The following is a 19,778-nucleotide window of genomic DNA, read 5'->3' as shown; positions in this document are numbered from 1 at the left end:
TCCCGTCGCGTCGCTACCGGCGAGTCGCGCGGCGCTGCACGAGAGCAGCGCCGCGCAACTCGCCTCGAAAAGGTGTCTGGAGCGTCGGAGAAGGGTGCGACGTGGGGGCGGTCGGACCGTCGGCCGTCCTACGTGTGGGTTCCAGTCGTCAGCGGCGAGGCGTCCTTCATCCGCCGCCGCGAGAGCGACGGGATCGCGTCGATCGACGACGGATCCATGGCGACGTCGACGATCGCTTCAGTGAGATTGACGGTCTCACCCATGAACTGCTCGCGGCGGCGCTCCCAGCGGTCGGTGGCGTCTTCGTCGGCCAGCAGTTCCGTCGCGGTCGCGAGGACGTCGTCGAACGCCCGCAGGTTGCGGACGAGACCGCGGTCCTCGAGTTCGAGGAAGTTCCCCATGTCGCCGTCGCCGACGAAGGAGTTCGACCGGATCGCGGGCGTCCCAAGCAGCGCGGCCTCGGTGACCATCGTCTGCGTGTCGGCGACGAGGAGGTCCGCCTCCGCGAGCGCGTCGTGCAACAGCGCGGGGTGGAGGTCGAACTCCCGGGCCGGCAGGCTGTCGACGTCCATCTCCCCGCCCTCGTCGGAGAGCAACACCGTGGCCTCCTCGGAGAGCGCCTCGATCAGCTCTCGGCGCTGCTGGGGAGTGAACCCTCCCTCGCCCACGTCGTGGTGGGAGCCGAAGGCGTTGAACCGGAGGAGGACGTAGCGCTCGTCGGGGCCGAGGCCGAGGCGCTCGCGCACGTCGCCCTCCGACTCGAACACGTCGGGGTGGAGGTAGGCGCACTCCTTGAAGCCGGGGAACTCGTAGTGGTGTTCGCCCAGATCCTTCTGGAAGGCGGCCGGCGTCAGCATCGCGTCGGCGAACGGCCGCGAGATCTTGTGGTCGATCGTCGTGGGTTCCGAATCGAGGACGAGGACGACCGGCGTTCGCGTGAGCGCACCGGCGTGGGCGGAGTACGCCCCCATCCCGAACACCAGGTCCGGATCGAACCGGACGGCGTACGAGAGGATGTTCCGGTAGTGGTTGGGGAGGTTGCGCAGCAGCGAGTACTTGCTCGTCTCGCAGCGACCGTACGTCTCGTAGGGGAGGTCGTACCACTCCAGGAGGTCGATCGTGCACCCGTAGTCGCGCGCGAGGATCCGAGCGTCGTGCCCGCGCCGTCGGAGCTCGCGCACGGCGTGTTTGTAGAGGTGAACGTGCGCCGGAGTGTTTGTAAAAAACAGGTACCTCATCTGGCCGTAGATCCGTGGCAGTACAACTTTGTTAGGTGGGCCTTGATTCCGCGCTGGCCGGCGTTTCCCGCCGCTCCGCTCCCCTACGATCGCGATCTAGACGGTCCGACGCCCGCGCAGTCCGGCTTCTTTCTAACTGTTCCTCTCGGAAACTATCGGCGGGCTAACATAGGCTGTCTATTACAAAGCGGATAGCGGCGGTAGCAGGTGCCACCACTCGGGGACGCGGTTTTCGAACCGGGAGTTCCCGGACGAGACGCCCGATGAACCTTACATGACGTTGGACCAACCCGACAGCGCGCACGAACAGCGACGTACCGGCCCCCCGCCCGCGCGGGGGAACCAGCCCACGATCCTCAGAGTCCTCCGGGACACCCTCGCGTACTCGCGCCGACGCGACTACACCGGCTGGGACTACGGGGACGGGATGTCGAGCAAGATACTGCAGCGGCTCCCGGTGGACAACAAGTGGGTAAACATCGCCTTTCAGGAGACGATAAAGCGCGCCCCGGTGAACGTCCGGCCGCTCTTTCTCGTCGAGCAGCGCCGCAACTATCAGGGGGCGGCGCTGTTCGCGATGACGAACCTGAACTTCCACCGCCTCAAGACGGACATCGACTACGGACGCGACGTGGGCGGGGAAACGGACTACCTCGACGAGGCCCGCCGACTGCTCCGGTGGCTCGTCGACAACCAGTCCGAGGGCTACAGCGGGTTCTGCGGCGGACACAAGCACCAGCTCCAGCACCTCGACGGCCGGGGACACCCCAACGACCCCGACGTCGTCTCCACCTCCTACGCCGTCAAGGCCCTGCTGTCCGGCGCCGACCTCGATTCGCGGTACCCGGAGATGGCCCGCACCGCCGCCGACTTCGTCGTCGAGGACCTCAACTACCGCGAGGTCGACGGCGGCGACGGGGCGATCATCAACTACCACATGAACCACTCCGAGGAGTACTACACGATTAACGCCGGTGCCCTCGGGGCGCGTCTTTTCATCGAACTGTACGATTACTTCGGCGACGAGGAGTACCGCGAGCGCGCGACGAAGATCCTCGACCACGTCGCGCAGCTCCAGACCGACGTCGGCGGCTGGCACTACCGGCACCCGTCCGATGCGTCGCACCTCTCGATGGACAGCCACCACAACGGTTTCGTCATCGAGTGCTTCCAGCAGTACCAGTCGATCACGGGCACATCGCGCTACGAGGAGACGATAGACGACGCGCTCGCGTTCTACCGCGGGCTCTTCGACCCGGACGGCGCGCCCCATTTCGACGAGTCGAGCGCCTACCCGCGGGACATCCACGCGGCCGCCCAGGGCATCCTCGTGTTCTCGTACGCCGGCGATCTGGAGTTCGCCGAGCGGATCCTGCAGTGGGCGCTCGACAACCTGTACGCGGGCGGCGGCCAGTTCTACTACCGGGAGGAGCGCTTCTACACGAAACGCATCACGCTCATGCGCTGGTGTCAGGCCTGGATGGCCTACGCGATGTCGGAGTACCTGACCGCCCAGCGGCTCTCCGGAACGCCGGAGTTAGGCGTCGAAATCGGTTAGCGTCCCCCGGTTAGGGGCTTATTTAATAAGGCGGTCGGCGACCTGTCTCCGGGCAAGCTATGGACGTGCTCATCGTCGGCCCCGCCAGTCGGCGCGGCGGGGGGATCGCCCAGTACATCGCCGAACAGCAGCGCCACCTGGACGAGATAGACACGCGCCTCTACGACACCCACACGGAAGTCGAGGGCGGGACGCTCGAATACGTCCGCGCGGCGCTGTTGTCGCTCGTCACCGTGCTCGGGTTCCCGTTCCGCCGCCGTCCCGACGTCGTCCACGTGCACACCTCCCACCGGTTCTCGTTCTACCGGAACTCGCTGTACGTGCTCATCGCCGCCTACGTCTGGCGTCGGCCGGTCGTGTTGCACGTCCACGGGTCCTCGTTCGACGAGTTCGTCCTCACGGACTCCTACGCCGTCGCCGCGCTCCAGCGGATCGTCTTCGGCGCCAGCGACCGGATCGTCGTCCTCTCGGAGTACTGGCGGGAGGTGCTCGAGCACCGCGCCGACACGGAGAAGCTCGTCGTCCTGCCCAACGCCGTCGACGCGACCGACTTCTCGCCGTCGTTCGACCACGACGAGCCACATCTGGTGTTCATCTCCAACCACATCGAGCGGAAGGGGATCGTCGAGCTGACCGACGCCGTCGACCGGCTCAAGCGCAACGGCTCGCCCTCGTTCCGGGTGTCTATTGCCGGCCGCGGTCCCCTGTCGGACCACGCCGAGTCGCTCTCGGAGTCGTACGAGGACGCGGAGTACCTCGGGTTCGTCTCGGAGGAGCGAAAGCAGGAGCTGCTCGAAGAGGCGTCGATCTACGCCCTCCCCACCTACGCCGAGGGGCTCCCGATCGCCCTCCTCGAAGGGATGGCGGGCGGCAACGCCGTCGTCACGACCGACGTGGGGAGCATCCCCGAGGTCGTCGACGAGGAAAACGGCCGGATCGTCTCCCCCGGCGACGTGGACGGCCTCGAAGCGGCCCTCGCCGAACTGGTCGAGGACCACGATGCCGCCAGAGGAATGGGAGAGACGAACTACGAGACGGTCACCGAGGAGTACGCCTGGTCGACGGCGAGCGACCGCCTCGGCGACGTGTACCGGTCGGTGGTCTGAGTCGCGACGGCGCGAACGGGCTCGCCGGTCGTCGCTCGCGGCGTTACGACTCCCATAACAAAGATGCCTCCGAGTCCAGTGGAGAGCAGCCAATCCTCTCAGTAACGATGCAACGTGATACGGGACCCACTACCGATAATCGAGTAGGCGAGAAACTAGCGCTCGTCGTCGGCTACCTCGCCCTCGCCGGCGCGGTGGTCGCGGCGTGGAACGAACCGCCGACGGGCTACGAGGTGTCGATCTACGCGGCGACCCCGGCGGCGTTCTGGGCGGGCGTCGGCGTCGCGCTCGTCGCCGCAGCGATCGTCGCGCTCCTCCGATCGCCCGGATATCTCCGGGGCGTCGCCCTCGCGCTCGGCGGCGGAGCGGTCACCGCGATCCTCGGCCTGCCGCTGGTCAGGGGCTACTACTTCTACGGCACGGCCGACGCGCTCACGCACCTCGGGTGGGTGAAAGACATCGCCGACGGGGCGATCGAGCCGGAGATGCTGCTGTATCCGGCGCTTCACCTCTTCTCGGTGGCGATGAGCGCCGTCTCCGGGTTCCCGCTCAGACAGTCGCTCATGGTCGTGGTGCTGCTGCTCTCGCTGGTCGTGCTCCTGTTCGTCCCGCTCACGGTGCGTCTCGTCACGCCGAGCGCGATGGCGGCGGCGCTCGCGGCCTTCTCGGCGTTTCTCCTCCTCCCGATCAACAACCTTAGCACGCACCCGCACGCGCACCCCTTCAGCCAGACGACGCTGTTTTCTGCCCTGTTGCTCTTTCTCGTCCTGAAGTACGCGCTCGCGCCGTCGGCCGACGGCGAAGGGTCGCTCGTCGCCCCGACGACCGTACTCATCACGCTGGTGGCGGCGGCGGCCGTGCTCTACCACCCGCTCGCGATGGTGAACGTCCTCGTCCTGCTCGTTGCCGTCTCGGCCGTCCAGTTCCTCTATCGCGTCCGGTCGTCGCACAACCGCATCAAGATCCACCGACCGATCTACGCTCAGACTTTCATCGTCGGCGTCATCTTCTTCGCCTGGGTGCTGCAGAAGGCGGTGGTCCGCGATCTGGTGCTCCAGATCGGCGGGACGCTCGCGATGTACGTTCAGGGGACTCCGCCGACAGCGGGGACCGCGGTGGCCGCCCAGGGCGCGTCGCTCACGGCCATCGGCGTGAGCCTGCCGGAGATATTCGCGAGGATCTTCCTCGTGAGTACGGTTTACGCCGTGCTCGCGGGGCTGATCGTGCTGGCGACGTTCTTCGGGCGGTACGACGACGTCCAGTCCGACGTGCCGTCGGTCGTCATCTACCTGAGCGTCGGCCTCGTCCCGGTGTTCGTGTTGACCGGGATCTTCTTCGCGGGCGACGTCTCGTCGCTGTACTTCCGCGAACTCGCGTTCATCATGCTCGTCGGCTCCATCCTGGGCTCGTTCGCGCTCGCCAGGGCGACCGCCGGCCTATTCGACCGGAGCGGGAACGGGACGGTGACGACGGCCGTCGCAGTGCTTTTCGTCATCCTGCTCCCGCTCGCGCTCGTGACGGTGTTCCCGTCGCCGTTCATGTACAAGCCGACACAGCACGTGACCGAGACGGAGATGTCCGGGTACCAGACGGCGTTCGAGGACCGCAACGAGTCGCTCACTATCGCCGGGCTCCGCGGCGGCCACTACCGGTACAGCGACGCCATCTACGGCACGGAGCGGGGTGAGGACCTGAAGGCGTCGGTCGAGGACCAGTCGCTGTCTGACCTGCCGAGTCAGTACGAAGCAGACACGGGCTACCTGCTGCTCTCCCAGTACGACAGGCAGCGCGAGACGGTCGCGTACGACGGCCTCCGGTTCGACCGGGCCGGGTTCGAGTCGCTCGAAGCCCAGCCCCGCGTCGACAGGGTGAGCTCCAACGGCGACGTGGAACTCTACTACGTCTCCGAGGACGAGAACTGATCGCTCACCTCGCTTTCATGTCAGATGGCGGACGGTAAATAGGCTATAACTATCCCCGTCGCACCGATCTGCTTTCGATAACGCGGACTATGAGTTCCTTGCCAAACGTCGTCTGGGTTACGATGGAGAGCACGCGGGCGGACCACACGTCGATGGGGGGTCACGACCGCGACACGACGCCGAACCTCCGGCGGATAGCGAACCGCTCGGACGGGGCGGCGTTCGACGGCTGCTTCTCGCACGGCGTCTGGACGCTCACGTCGAGCGCGTCGATCCTCACCGGGACCTACCCCTCCCACCACGGCGTCGGGATGGGGAGCGAGGCCGTCCCCGACGCCCTGCCGACGGTGCCCGAACTCCTGCGGGACGCCGGCTACCGCACCGCCTGTCTCTCCCCCAACTCCCATCTCAGTTCCGCGACGGCCCTCGACCGCGGCTTCGACCGCTTCGCCTGGGTCAGCAAGTCGACGCTCCCCGACCTCGTCGACGTGCGCACTGCGTTGCGCTACCTCCGAAACCTCCGGTCGAACGGCGGCGGCCTGACGCTCGACGCCCGCAAGCACAACTTCGGGTTCATGATGAACGAGGTGGCGAAGCAGTGGGTCGACGAGTTCGCCGACGAGGACGACCCCTTCTTCCTCTACCTCCACCACGGCGGCCCGCACCGGCCCTACTCGCCGCCGAAGCAGTACCGCGAGGCGTTCACGGAGGACCTGCCGATGTCCGCGGACGAGGCCCAGGCGATCGCCTTCGACCACCACGAGAACCTGTTCGAACACGTCGCCGACGGCTGCGAGTTCGACGACGCCGAGTGGGCCGCGATCAAGGCCCTCTACGACGCCGAGATCGCTCACACGGACGAACTCGTCGGCGACCTGTTCGACTTCGTCCGGTCGCACGACGTCGGCGACACCGTCTTCGTCGTGACGGCGGACCACGGCGAACTGTTCGGCGAGCAGGGGATGCTCGCACACCAGGTCGTCGTCGACGACGCCGTGACGCACGTCCCGCTCGTCGTGCACGGGCTGGACGGCGTCGAGGACTACGACGGCGAGATGGTCCAGCACGCCGACGTGATGCGGACGGTCCTCGAGTCGGTCGGCGCGGACGCCGACAGCCTCCAGGGGATCGACCTGCGCGAGGAGACGCGGGACCGCAGCATCGTCCAGCGCGGCGCGGAGCGCCCGGCGAACAACCTCGAACGGATCGCCGGCAACAACCCCGCCTTCGACGCGTCCGCCTACCGCACCGGCCACGTCCACGCGCTCCGCTCGCCCGAGTTCAAGTACGTCCGGGGGGATGACGGGAGCGCGCTGTACGCGCTCCCAGACGAGGAGCGCGACGCGACCGACGAGCATCTGGACGTCGCCGCCGACATGGACGCGGAACTTTCCGAGTGGCTCGAAACGGACGGCCAGCCGATCGAGTCGGGCCGAACGGAGGGCGAGTTCACCGACGAGATGAAGGACCAGCTCTCCGATCTGGGCTACCTCGTCGAATAACTGACCGGTCGGCCGCCCCGCTGGTTCTCTCGCTGCCGGCGCGAACGGATCCGGGAAAGCTCTCTCGATACGAAGGGTCTGAAGAAACGACTACCGCCTGATCCGGCCCGAAGAACAGGTATCTCCGCTCCGCGAAGGGTCCCGACTACCGAGCGCTCCGCGGCGTCACATCTCCGCGTAGCCGAGGTGCTTCAGGCGGTCCTCGACGACGTCTTCCTCCACGTCCTCGGTCTCGTCCTCGGCGCTCGCGGTCGGTTCCTCGGCGACGATGTCGCGGCGCGTCTCGGCCTCGACGGCCAGCCACGGCACCTTGGTCAGCTCTTCGGTGTAGATCCCCGGCGGGTGGCCCCACTCGCGGATGGGGAACGGCGAGGCGCGCTCGCCGATCATGTTGCCGTGGTCGCCGGTGACGACCGTCTTGCCCTCCAGTTCCTCGATCATCTCCTCGACGGCGGGGTAGGCCCGCTGGAGGTTCCCGATGTACGCCCGCCAGACGTCCTCCTGTGAGGCGGAGAGCTCGCCGGTGAACAGCTGTTCCCAGATGTCGTTCTCGATCTCGTCGGGGTCGGGCACCGTCCCCTTGTCCGCGTCCATCCCGGAGTCGATGAAGGGGTAGTGAGGCTGCATCATGTGGACGACGAGGCGCTTGTTCGGATACTTCTCTGCGGCCTCTTTGGCGTACTCGAGCATCGTCTCGGGCATGACCGTCTTCTGGTCCTCGTCCCAGCCGTCGCGCTCCCAGACGTTCACGACGGCGTGGAGGTTCGTCTCGTACTTCTCGCCCTCGCCCCGGTGCATGATCGGGCTGGCGGTGACGTACACCGTATCGAGCAGGTCGCGCTGGTGGAAGTTACCGATGAGGAACTCGGAGGTGTGGGCACCGCGGGAGATCCGCGACGAGAGGTGCCCGTCGAGGTCGTGGGTCGCCTCGAACATGTCGTACCGGCAGGCGTCCAACACGATCAGGTTGTCCCAGTCCTCGGCGAACACGTCGACGCCGTCCGTGTTGTACGGCTCCCGGTACAGCTTCCGGTGATAGAGTCTGTTCGCCTCCCTGAGGAAGAGGTTCGGATTGGAGGCGCCTCGCTTCAACCCACGACGCAGTTGCGCAAGGGAGTACATCGAACCGTACTAGGCGGTTGAGGAGTATTGTTATAGCCGTGCTAACTCGCCGCCGGCCGGTGAGAATCGAGCACCGCGGCGGGGGCCTGCTTCGCGGTGCTTCGCTCGCTGTCAGGCGTCGACGTGCTCCTGGAGCCAGATCTCCAGGGTGGTGACCGACGCGAGCGGGCTCATCGACCCCTCGGCGCGCAGGAGGTCGTACTGGAGCTCGCGGAGGACGTCCTCGTCGAAGAAGGGCCGGTCGGCAGCGTCGGCGATGAGGCCGTCGAGGTACTCGCGGAACTCGTCGTGGTTGCGGTACCACTCCCCGATCATCGTCTTCCCGCCGTAGGTCGTCTTGGACTTGAGGCGGTCGTAGGACTTCGAGATAACGAACCCGGCGGCGTGTTGCCACAGCGGCCGCGACGGGGCGACCTTCGTCCGCTCGTAGGGGATGTCTTCGAGGCCGTGGTTCAGCGCGCGCTGGAGTTCGAGCTTCAGCGGGGCCGTGCCGTACGGCACCTTGCCGCCCGTGAACGGCACCGCCCGGGTCCGGTACTTCGACGGCATGTCCGTGATGTGGTCGAGGAACTCGCCGTGGGCGAAGGGGACGCGCGTCCCGAACTGGGTCTGTGCGATCCGGTTGCTCGCGAAGTCGCCGCGCGAGTAGAAGTTGCGGTAGTAGCTATCGAGCACCCGGTTCCGGAAGGAACTCTCGGTGCTTCTCGCGACCTCGTCCCGGTAGGAGTCGAGCGGATCGACGTCGAAGTCGAGGAGGCGCTGGGCCGTCTCCTTGTCGGTCAGGTGGTCGCTCTGGTACAGCGCCTCCTCTGGGGACTCGCTCCGCTGGAGGTACGGCTCCCACACGTCGTAGCCGAGCAGGCCGCCCTGGCCCGACGCCTCGAGCAGGAGGTCGGCGCGCTCGGGCGGCACGTTGTACGTGGAGGAGAGGTTCAGGAACATGTTCCACGCGACCATCCCGTCGACGATGCCGACGCTCTTCTCGACGGTGTCGAGGAAGTGCTCCGGCGTCAGCTCGATCTCGACGTTCTCGACGCCGAGGTTTCCGGCGACGCGGCGCGCGAGTTCGGGGTTGCCGCCGCCGGCCGGGTTGGCGTCGTACGTGAACGTCACCAGGGAGTCGGAGTTGCGCCGCAGTTCCGAGGCCATCGACCGGCTGTCGAGGCCGCCCGAGAGCCACAGCCCGACGGTCCCGTCCATCGTCTTCGACATGTCGTCGATGGTCGCCCGGTACTTCCGCACCATCTCCTCGACGTACTGGTCGCTCGTCGACTCGCCGAAGTCGAACTCCCAGTAGCGCTCCCTGGTGACGTTGCCGTCGCGGTACTCGAGCACCGTCCCCGGCGGGACCGCGCTGACCTCCTCGACGAGCGTCTTCTCGCCCCACATGTGACCGATCGTCAGCAGGTCGCTGACCCCCTGCTCGTCGACGGTCGCCTCGCCCAGTTGCGTGAGAACCGACTTCACCTCGGAGCCGAACAGGAAGCCGTCCTCGGTGGAGTAGTAACACTGCCGGCTTCCGATCTTGTCCGTCGCCACGACTGCCGCGTCCGCGTCGGGATCGACGGCGGCGATCACGAAGGGGCCGTCGACCTCTCGCAGGACGGAGGCCGGGCGGTCGAGCAGCGCTTCGAAGAGATCGCCCTCGCTCATCCCGAGGTCGTCCAGGTTCGATACGGCACCGTGGATCACCCCGGCCTTGCCGTCGTCCCGCCAGACCGTGTGTCCGCCGGGGTCTTTCTCGCCGTGATACAGTAATCCGAGACCGTAGCGGCCGTCCTCGAACTGCTCTCTGCCGTACCACTCCTCGTGGCACATCGAGTCGACCATCTCGTCCAGGCTCTCGCCAGTGATACGGCCGCCAGCCACACCAGTCATACTCGAACCGACATGGGCCCCACTGGAGTATAAATATAAATCGCCTAAACCTCCCCGGCCGTCGGTAAGTGGTCGGGTTCGACACCGCGAACCCCCACGCCGTCGGTCACTCGTCGGGGATGAACCGCCGCAGGTACGGGAGCGTGATCCCGAGCCGATCTTCGACGAGGTCGAGAGGGATCTCGTCCTCCGGCTGGAGACAGCCGGTGACGGCGGCGAGGTAGACGGAGGCGATCCCGACGACGGCCATGAACGGCAGCAGCGTCAGCGCGCTCAGCGACACCCACTGCGAGAGGAGCGCGGCGACCGGGAGGACGGCGGCCGGGAGGACGACGAACGTCCGGACGGACCACGGGGAGAACGGCGAGATGTCGAACTTCGCCGCGAGGATGACGATGACGGTCAGGTTCAGGGTCACGTACGAGGCCGCCGACGCCACCGCCGCGCCCTCAGCGCCGTACTGCGGGATGAGCAGGAGGTTCAGCGCGAAGTTGAGCGCGAACGCGATGGCGTTCGTGAGCAGGATGAAGCCCGTGTAGCCGAGCGCCGACAGCGTCTCCCGGTTGCGCCCGCCCGCGGCGTTGGTGAAGAAGCCGAGCGAGAGGATGGCGAGCGGCAGCGCCGCCTGCCGGTACTCCGCCCCGAAGATGGCGCCGAGGACGTCCGCCGGGAACAGCAGGAGCGTGACGAAAAGCGGGAAGGTGATGACGAAGATCCACTTCGTCGTGAGCTTGTAGATCGCGTCGATCTCCTCGCGCTCGCCGTTGGCGTCGAGGCGGGACGCCAGCGGGAGGTAGATGAACCCGAACGCCGAGAGGATGATCACCATCCCGTTCGCGAGCGGGAACGCCGCGCTGTACTGCCCGACCTCGAACGACGTGCGGAAGTACCCCATCATCAGCGTGTCCGTCTTCGTCAACAGGCGCGCGAGCACGGTCGAGATGACCAGCGGCGCGGAGAACTTCACCATCTCCGTCACGTGGGTCTCGAATTCGCCGACCAGCGGTATGAGCCGGTTCAACAGGACGTGCGTGAAGACGAAGAAGCCGATAGCGGTGAGGAGGTACGCGTAGCCGACGGCGTCGATCCCCATCCCGACGCCGAGCAGGGCGACGAGCAGGGCGATCCGCACGCCGGGGTGGAACAGGTCCTGCGCGTACGTCTTGTAGATCGTGTTCTCGAGTCCGCGGATCGTTCCGATCCCGACCAGCGACCCGACGGTGAAGGGGATCGCGAGGACGAACAGGATCAGCAGTTCCACCGACCCCATCCCCTCGAAGAACCGGCTGACGATCCACTCCGCGTTGAGCACCAGCCCCGCCACGACGAGGAGGCTGACCAGTCCCGGAACGAGCAGCCCCGTCACCCAGACGCCGCGGACGTCCTTCTCGTCGTCGAACCGCGAGACGTAGCGGGGGACGCCCTGGTTGAACCCCACCATCGCCATCGTGACGCTGAACGTCAGCACCGTGAGAGCGATGCTCACCTCGCCGTAGGCCTCCGGCGAGAGCGTCCGGGCGACGATGATCCGCTCGATGAGCTTCGACGCCGACCCGAGGACGGCGCCGGCGAACACGAGGCTGGCGCTCGACAGCAACGTCGAGATGTCGCTGTCTTTCACGGCCACGACCCGTCACCACCCCTCTCGGTTCGCGCCGCGGTCGAGCGGTCGGTCGTCCGCCGGACGGTCGCGGGCTCCGGATCGGTCGGTCTTCGTCGCCGCGCAGCGCACTCGTGTTCACCGACGCCGCTATCCATTGTCTACGAAACTCCGATCACGCAGACCGCTTTGTTATAACGCTCCTACTCGATTTAGCGGCGATCCGAGGAGAAAAAACGCGGCCGCACCGGAACGTGACCGCCGAGAACCATGGGGAGGGGACCGTAGCTGCATCGGGGTGAGCGTCAGCGGGGGCGGAGTGGAGAGCGTGGGAGAGGGTGCGCCAGTGGGGTGCCCGGGAGGGCAGTCGGAGGGGTGTAGAGGGGAGAGACGCGCAGCGAGAGGGGGTGGAGAGGGGGTGCGTCAGCGGAGTGGAGGTGAGGGCGTTCGTCGAGAGGGCGAGTACGTGTGGGGTTAGATCTGGGAGTTGATGTCGACCACGGAGTCCGGTTCGGCCACGATGAAGGCCTCCTCGGTCAGCATCTCCTCGTCCTGGGGGAGGAACATGTACTGCTCGGCCTTGTTGTTCGCCTGGATTATCTCCAGGTCGATCATCTCGTAGCCGAGGTCCTCCTCTAAGTCGGGGTCGTCCGAGACCTGCGCCCACTCGGTGCGGGAGACCGAGGACATTACGCCACCACCTCCGCGCGGAGGGCCGAGCGGCGAGCGGGGACGTCGTTACGCATTGTCTTCCTCGAAGTAGACCGCAGCGGAGCCGTCGAGGTTGAACGTCGTGATGTCGCCGGAGAACCGGTAGGCGTCCTTGTCGCCCTCGACCTGTCCTTCGACGGTACTGCCGCTGACGACGTCGTCGTCCTCGACGCTGCCGGCGCTCGAGTCCTTCTCTATGTCGCCGCTCACGCCGAACGAGTACGTGCTCTGCCCGGACACCGTCGAGTTGTCGATGACGATGGTGTTGGGCAGGCTCGTGTCGCCGGTGCTGCCGTCGGAGGTGTCGGACTGGGTGGCGACGACGGGGTCGTCGACGAGCTGGCCGTCGACGTAGACGTCGGCGTCGCCCTCGACGAAGGCGAACTCGGTGACCTCGCCGACGACGGTGAACGCGTCCTCGTGACTGGACTCGGTGACCCAGCCGGACGCGGTGGTGCCGTCGATGGTGTCCCACGTCTCGAGGGAGTCGTTGGCCACCTGCAGGTCCTCGCTGGTGGTGAACTCGTAGTTCGTCGACGTTCCCTTGCCGACGATGCGGAGCTCGTACTCGGTCGGCTGGCTCGACGTGTCGTCGGTGGAGTCGCCCGAGCCGTCCGTGGACTGGGTGGCGACGACGGGGTCGTCGACGAGCTGTCCGTCGACGTAGACGTCGGCGTCGCCCTCGACGAAGGCGAATTCGGTGATCTCGCCCACGAAGGCGAAAGCGTCCTCGTTGGTCGAGTCGGTGACCCAGCCGGACGCGGTGGTGCCGTCGATGGCGTCCCACGTCTCGAGGGTGCCGTCGGCGCTTTCGAGCGTGTCACTGACGGTGAACTCGTAGTTCGTTGCCGTACCCTTGCCGACGATACGGAGCTCGCGCTGGGTCGTCTGGTCCTGCGACGTGTCGTCCGTCGAGTCGGACGTATCGTTGGTCGAGTCGGAGGTGTCGTCGGTGGAGCCACCCGAGCCGTCCGTGGAGTCGGATGACCCGGTAGCGGCGACGGGGTCGTCGACGAGCTGGCCGTCGACGTAGACGTCGGCGTCGCCCTCGACGAAGGTGAATTCGGTCACTTTGCCGACGACGGCGAAGGCGTCCTCGTTGGTCGAGTCGGTGACCCAGCCGGACGCGGAGGTGCCGCTGATCGTGTCCCACGTTTCGAGGGAGTTGTCGGCGGCGCGAAGCCCGTCGCTGGCGGTGAACTCGTAGTTCGTCGCCGTGCCCTTGCCGGCGATGCGGACCTCGTAGTCGGCCTGGGGCTGGTCCGTGGAGTCCTCGGTGTTCGTCGAGTCGTCCGTCTCACTCCCGTTTCCCGAATCACCCTCGGCCGAGGGAACCGGGCACGTGCCCGACCGTTCGACGTTGGTGGTCTCGACGGAACTGCTCTGGAAGTCGACGGCGTCGCCGCTGACGTTGATCGTGCTGTCCTCGACGCGGCTCCCGTCGGCGTTGTTCAGCTTCACGCCCGACCGGCTGGAACCAGTCTGCTGGATGCAGCAGTTCTTGATGACCGAGTTGGGTGCGTCGTGTGCGACCACGGCGTTGCCGCCGGCGGCGTCGCCCGTGATGCTGACGTTCTCCATGCGGAGCCAGCGCGGGGTGCCGGACGCGGGGTGGTGGCCGAAGTCCTTCTGGCCGACGCGGAGCACGGCGGGGACGTTCGCGTTGACCTGGATGCGCGTGTTCTTGACGTTCACCGTCTTCGCCGGGCCGCGGGCGGTGATCGCCGGGCCAGGGTTCGGGTGGTTGTTGATGACGATGTCACAGTTCCGGATCTCGGCGCCGGGCGCCTTGTCGATGTAGTCGGACTTCTGGTTGATGACGATGCCGCGGTGCTTGAACGCGCGGTCCTCGTACTGGGACTCGCGCTTGCCGGAGTACTTGCTGGCGTCGATCTCGATCAGCGCGCCGTCGACGTAGCTGCCGTCGCCCCCGAAGCGCATGGCCTGCCCGTTGTTGTTTCGGAACACGCCGCCTTCGATCTGTATCTTACCGGGAATGGCGGTCGCGTAGATGCCGGACCCGCCGAACTCCTCGAAGTGACAGTCGATGACCTTGAGCGTCCCCTTGAAGCCGGGGCCGGCCCAGATGGGCGCGCGGCCGCCGCCGTACCGGGCCCAGTGCGAGCCCTTCTTCGCGACGACGTTCTTGAGGACGCCCTCGCCGCTGCTGCTGGCGATGCGCGTGATGAAACAGTCGACGATGTTCGGTCCGCCGCCCTCCTGATAGTCGTTGGAGTCGCCGCGGCCGATGAACTCGACGTTCTCCACGTGGAAGCCGTCCTGAACGAGGAGCTTGAAGCCGGCCGTGGTGTTGTCGGCCCGGATGTCGATGTCGATATCCTCCAGTAAGAAGTGGTTAACAGAGTTGCTGCGGCCGCCGACGTTGAAGATCGGCTTGTCGCCGGGCGCGCCCGTCGGGGGGACCCACTTCACGTCGCCGAGGCCCTGGAACCCGATGCTCTGCATGCCGGTGAGGACCTTATCGACGGAGCCGAACTGATACCGGCCCTCGGGGAACTGGACGAGCGTCCCGTCGCTGATCGCACTGTCGAGCGCCGAGTCGATCGGCTCGTTCCCGTTCGGGTCAGCGCCGTAGTCGTCGACGATGTTGACCACGCGGTCGAACCCGATACCGTGTACCGTCTCCGACGCGGATCCGACGCCGGCGACGACTGTGCTCGCCGCGGCCGCGCCGCTCAGTTTGAGGTATGAACGCCGGTCGATAAGGCCGTCTTTCCCATCATCGGTGCCAGTAACTCCTTCCTTCCCGGAAGGCCCGTCGTTTTGGTGCTCTGCCATGGCCGGTTAACTGGGGGTTACTTGAATAACCATTTTCACCAGTTACCGCCCACACCACACCGCAAAGTGGCCGTATTAACAGTTCTAACTTACCGGGTACTTACCAACCCCGGTAGGATTCAATTACTCAGCCGTAAAAGAATCTTATACGCAGTCGAGGGAACACGCCCTCCGATGCGCTGTTTCGGGTTCGGGAAATGAGCTATTACCGCTCGATTGGGGAAGCTTACCGGGAGAAATCGGGGCCCCGAGGCCGGGTTCTCTCCCGTCCCGACGCGCATTGAGAACGGCTGTTTTGCCACGGTAAGCGGTGGTTAACGCTGGCTCACTCCTCTTCGGAGAGCACCCTACCGTACACGCCGTCCGTGCCGACGTCCGTGATCGATATACGTACCTGGTCGGTCGTGGTGTCGAACGCGGAGATGACACGGAAGTCGATCGGCCCCGTGATCACGTTGTCGACGAGGAGTTTCTCCTCCGAGCCTGCGACGCCGGTCGATTCGAGTTCCGGACCGTTCTGGAGGTACAGGAGGATGTCGTGGTCGTCGGGGACCGGGCCGCTCTCGATGCTCACCGGGAACCCCGTCGTCAGCACGCTCCCCCCGTCGATCATCGAAGTGGGCGAGGTCACGAACTTGACACCGTCGCGCTGCTCGCCATCGGCCTGGATGTCGCAGTTACGCAGGATCGAGTTCGGCGCGTCCCTGACGACGACCGCGGTGCCGTCCCGGGCCGAGCCCTCCACGGTGACGTTCTCCATGTGGAGCCAGCGTTCGCCCTCGGACGCCGGGTGGTGGTCGAACGCCTGCTGTCCCTCGCGGTAGACGGCCGGTGCGCCGTCGTTGTCGTTCGAGACGACGGTGTCGCGGACCGTCGCCGTTTTCCCGGGTCCGAACACCGCGATCCCGCCGCCCGGACTCGGTACGTCCCGGATCCGGATCTCCGTGTTGCGGATCTCTGCGCCGGGCGGCTTGTCGACGTACGCGGACTTCTGGTTGATGACGACGCCCCGCAGGCGGAACGCCTGGTCCTCGCGTGTGCGCGGTCCGGTGTACTTCTCCAGACTCGCTTCGACGAAGGCGCCGTCGACGAAGCTCCCTTCGCCGCCGATGCGGATCGAGGCGACGTTGTTGTTGCGGTAGGTACCGCCGATCACCTGTACGTTCCCGGGCGTCGCGGTCGCGTAGATGCCCGGACCGCCGAACTCTTCTAACTGGCAGTCGACGACCTTGACCGTGCCGCGGTTCATGCTCCCCACGTAGATCCCGGCCCGGCCGTCGCCGTAGTGTCCCCACGCGGACCCTTTCTTCGAGACGAGGTTCTTCACGACGCCGACGCCGTCGGGGTCCCGAACGACCGGGAAGAGCCCGTCGACGACGCTGTCGTCGCGGTGGATCCCCCGTCCGATGTACTCGATGTCCTCGACGTGGAACCCCTCGTCCGACACCACGCGGAGGCCGGCCGTCGTGTTCGTCTCTCGGATGTCGATATCGAAGTTGCGACAGACGGCCCAGCTCGCCTCGATGTCGAGGAGTTTGTCGTTGAAGCCGCGCGGGGGCCGGAACGTCACGTCGCCGTCGCCGACGATGCCGACTCGGTCGAGCTCGCGCAGCGGCGTGTAGCCGCTGAACTGGTACGTCCCCTCGGGGAACCGGAACAGCGTCCGGTCCCCAGCGGCCTCGACGACGGCGTCGTTGCAGGGGCGCTCCCCGGACGGGTCGCAGTCGAGGTCCTCGACCACGTTGACGACCGTGTCGAACTCCTCTTCGAGGTTCTCGACCCGTTCCTCCTCTACCTCTCGTTCCGTCGCGGGCGCGGACGTGGTCCGGTCGGGGTCACGCGTCGCGGTGCCGTCGCTCTCGTCGTCCGGAGACGACTGGCAGCCGGCGACCGCTCCGATCGCGCCCGCTCCGAGGAGGCGTAGGTATCTTCGGCGTTCCATCTGTCTCTCAGTCGTTACGTTTCTTTGCGGAAACGAGGTATTTGTTATACTGCTAGTTCCGCGGAGGTAGGCTTTTCCTTTTCCCCGTCATTCCCGTCGCTCGAGCGGCGGGAACTCGCTCCGGTCGCGGACCCGGGCCAGCGCCTCGAAGTAGTGTTCGAGTTCGCGGTCGCGCTCGGACAGCACCGTCTCCAGTTCCGACTTCGACGCGGACACCGGGAACGCGACCGCGAGCTTCACGTCGCCGGCGTCGATGCCGACTGCGACCTGCTCGTCGGAGCCGTCCGTGTGCCAGTCGATCTGCACCTCGCTCGGATCGATCCCGCTCATCTCCGGCCTCCGGTGCGCGGTCGGTTTTCGGCGGTCATTTGACGGTCACGCTCTTTGCGAGGTTCCGCGGCTTGTCGATCGCCCGTTCCAGCCGGTCGGCGACGTGGTACGACAGCAACTGGAGCTGGACGTTCGCGAGCACGGCGGCGACCTCGGGCGCGGCGTCGGGGTAGGTCAGCACCTCGTCGGCGACCTTGTGGACCTCCTCGTGGGACTCCCCAGCGACGGCGATCACCGGCGCGCCGCGGGCCTGCACCTGCTCGACGTTGTTCAGCGTCTTCTCGTCGTGGCGGCCGGTGAACACCGCGAACACGGGCGTCTCCGGCGTCACGAGCGCGAGCGGGCCGTGTTTCAGCTCGCCCGCGGCGAACCCCTCGGCGTGCTCGTAGGTGATCTCCTTGAACTTCAGCGCGCCCTCCAGCGCGACCGGGTACGCGATGTCGCGGCCGATGAAGAAGTACGACTCCTCGTCGAGGTACGTCGACGCGATCCGCTCCGCGCGGCTCTCGTCGATCACGCGCTGGACGTCGCGGTCCAGCGTCTCGAGCGAGCCGAGCAGGTCCGCGATCCCGTCGCTCGCGAGGCCGCTCACGTCCCGCACGATCCGCTCCCCGAGCAGCGCGAGCGTCGCGATCTGCGAGGAGAACGTCTTCGTTGCCGCGACGCCTATCTCCGGCCCTGCGCGGATGAACAGGGCGTCGTCGGCCTCGCGCGCCGCGGTGCTTCCGACGACGTTCGTCAACGCGAGTGTGCGCGCGCCGCGTGCGTCCGCGTTGCGGAGCGAGTCCAGCGTATCCGCCGTCTCACCGCTCTGGGTCACGCCCACGACGAGCGTTTCGTCCCGGATCGGCGCGGGGCTGGTCGCGTACTCGCCGGCGCGGAACGCCTGCGCCTGTATCCCGCGGCTGGAGAGGAAGCGCGTGGCGTACAGCGCGGCGTGATATGACGTGCCGCAGGCGACGAACTGAACGTCCGAGACGTCGGCGAACGTCCCCGGACCGAAGTCCTCCAGGTTCACCTCGTCGTGGCCGGACCTGGTCCGGCCCTGGAGCGTCTGGGACAGCGCCGTCGGTTGCTCGTGGATCTCCTTGAGCATGTAGTGGTCGTAGCCGCCCTTCTCAGCGTCCTCCGCGACCCAGTCGACGGTTTCCGGGGGCCGCTCGACGGGCGCTCCGTCGATGTCCGTGATCCGGTGACCGTCCTCGGTGAGCACGGCGACGTCGCCGTCCTCCAGATAGATGACGCGGTCGGTGAACTCGAGGAACGCGGGCGCGTCGCTCGCGAGGAACCGCTTCCCGTCGTCAACGCCCATCACCAGCGGCGACCCACTGCGGGTGGCGTACACCGCGTCGTCGTCCTCGTCGATCATCGCGACCGCGTAGCTCCCGTCGAGTTGCTGGACCGCCTGGCGGAAGGCCGCCTCGGGGGAGAGGCCGTCCTCGCGGTACTCCTCGACGAGGTGAGGGACGACCTCGGTGTCGGTGTCGCTCTCGAACGCGTGCCCGCGCTTCTCCAGTCGGGCTCTCAGGTCGTCGTGGTTCTCGATGATGCCGTTGTGCACGACCGCGACCTCGCCGGTGCAGTCGGTGTGGGGGTGCGCGTTGGTGTCGGTCGGCGGGCCGTGGGTGCTCCAGCGGGTGTGGCCGATGCCGACCCCCGAGCCGGTGATCTCGGCCCGGATCTGCTGTTTGAGCTGCGAGATCTCGCCGCGGCGTTTGCACACCTCGATCCCGCAGCCGTTTTTCACCGCGACGCCGGCCGAGTCGTATCCCCGGTACTCCAGGTTCTCCAGGCCGACGAGCAGTTCTTCGACGGTCTCGTCCGTTCCGACGTGAGCCGTGATTCCACACATCGTTATCGTTCGTCCGGAGCCGCCGCGAAGCGTCTCGCAGGGCGGCTCGCGCGTTTTGCAGTCATGATCGGTCCTCGTGCTATCCATCCGACCGGTACGGTCGGGATTGTCACGTGGTAACACGAGATTGCGTCGCTGCGGCCTTTGTTATAGATGTGTTGCGGAGCTTTCAGAAGCGGCTTATCGGTCGTAGGAGTGCACTTCGAAGCCGAGAGCGA

At 66.6% G+C, this 19,778-nt stretch carries 13 protein-coding genes; 4 read left to right on the top strand and 9 right to left on the bottom strand.

From position 1 onward, the window contains the following. Positions 1–128 precede the first annotated feature (128 nt). Entirely contained in the window at positions 129–1,238 is a 1,110-nt protein-coding gene (locus D8670_RS19280) for a DUF354 domain-containing protein (protein WP_121819756.1), read from the bottom strand. Positions 1,239–1,512: 274 nt separating this feature from the next. Between D8670_RS19280 and D8670_RS19275 the strand changes: the two genes are divergently transcribed. The 4 genes from D8670_RS19275 (at position 1,513) to D8670_RS19260 (ending at position 7,326) form a co-directional block, all read left to right on the top strand. Further along, positions 1,513–2,796: a prenyltransferase/squalene oxidase repeat-containing protein gene (locus tag D8670_RS19275; RefSeq protein ID WP_121819755.1), complete on the top strand. Its 1,284-nt coding sequence runs from the start codon at positions 1,513–1,515 to the stop codon at positions 2,794–2,796. A gap of 59 nt (positions 2,797–2,855) precedes the next feature. Continuing rightward, positions 2,856–3,902 (top strand): glycosyltransferase family 4 protein, encoded by a 1,047-nt coding sequence (locus D8670_RS19270; RefSeq protein WP_121819754.1) that lies wholly within the window; start codon positions 2,856–2,858, stop codon positions 3,900–3,902. A gap of 107 nt (positions 3,903–4,009) precedes the next feature. Then, positions 4,010–5,824, top strand: a complete 1,815-nt coding sequence (locus D8670_RS19265) for an MFS transporter (RefSeq protein WP_162994380.1) — start codon at positions 4,010–4,012, stop codon at positions 5,822–5,824. Positions 5,825–5,913: 89 nt separating this feature from the next. After that, positions 5,914–7,326 (top strand): sulfatase, encoded by a 1,413-nt coding sequence (locus D8670_RS19260; RefSeq protein ID WP_121819752.1) that lies wholly within the window; start codon positions 5,914–5,916, stop codon positions 7,324–7,326. 165 nt (positions 7,327–7,491) lie between these two features. Here the strand turns inward: D8670_RS19260 and D8670_RS19255 are convergent, their stop codons facing one another. The 8 genes from D8670_RS19255 to glmS all read right to left on the bottom strand — a co-directional run bounded on the left by D8670_RS19255 (position 7,492) and on the right by glmS (position 19,560). After that, positions 7,492–8,418: a hypothetical protein gene (locus D8670_RS19255; RefSeq protein ID WP_233752283.1), complete on the bottom strand. Its 927-nt coding sequence runs from the start codon at positions 8,416–8,418 to the stop codon at positions 7,492–7,494. A 141-nt stretch (positions 8,419–8,559) separates the two neighbouring features. Beyond that, complete coding sequence (locus D8670_RS19250; RefSeq protein WP_121819750.1) at positions 8,560–10,326, bottom strand: asparagine synthase-related protein; 1,767 nt, start codon at positions 10,324–10,326, stop codon at positions 8,560–8,562. Between the two features lie 106 nt (positions 10,327–10,432). Further along, positions 10,433–11,953 (bottom strand): flippase, encoded by a 1,521-nt coding sequence (locus D8670_RS19245; protein WP_121819749.1) that lies wholly within the window; start codon positions 11,951–11,953, stop codon positions 10,433–10,435. Between the two features lie 447 nt (positions 11,954–12,400). After that, a complete protein-coding gene (locus tag D8670_RS19240) occupies positions 12,401–12,616 on the bottom strand; it encodes a hypothetical protein (protein ID WP_121819748.1) in 216 nt (71 codons plus the stop codon). A 48-nt stretch (positions 12,617–12,664) separates the two neighbouring features. Then, complete coding sequence (locus D8670_RS19235) at positions 12,665–15,436, bottom strand: twin-arginine translocation signal domain-containing protein (RefSeq protein WP_121819747.1); 2,772 nt, start codon at positions 15,434–15,436, stop codon at positions 12,665–12,667. Between the two features lie 325 nt (positions 15,437–15,761). Next, entirely contained in the window at positions 15,762–17,378 is a 1,617-nt protein-coding gene (locus D8670_RS19230) for a hypothetical protein (protein WP_121819746.1), read from the bottom strand. Between the two features lie 87 nt (positions 17,379–17,465). Further along, entirely contained in the window at positions 17,466–17,708 is a 243-nt protein-coding gene (locus D8670_RS19225; RefSeq protein ID WP_121819745.1) for a hypothetical protein, read from the bottom strand. Between the two features lie 34 nt (positions 17,709–17,742). Next, on the bottom strand, positions 17,743–19,560 hold the full coding sequence (gene glmS, locus D8670_RS19220; RefSeq protein ID WP_121819744.1) for a glutamine--fructose-6-phosphate transaminase (isomerizing): 1,818 nt from the start codon (positions 19,558–19,560) through the stop codon (positions 17,743–17,745). Positions 19,561–19,778 lie beyond the last annotated feature (218 nt).

The sequence above is a fragment of the Halostella limicola genome (assembly GCF_003675875.1).
In the GTDB taxonomy this organism is placed as follows: domain Archaea; phylum Halobacteriota; class Halobacteria; order Halobacteriales; family Natronoarchaeaceae; genus Halostella; species Halostella limicola.
The sequence above is the reverse complement of the archived record's forward strand: the minus strand, read 5'-3'. Positions and strand labels throughout refer to the sequence as shown.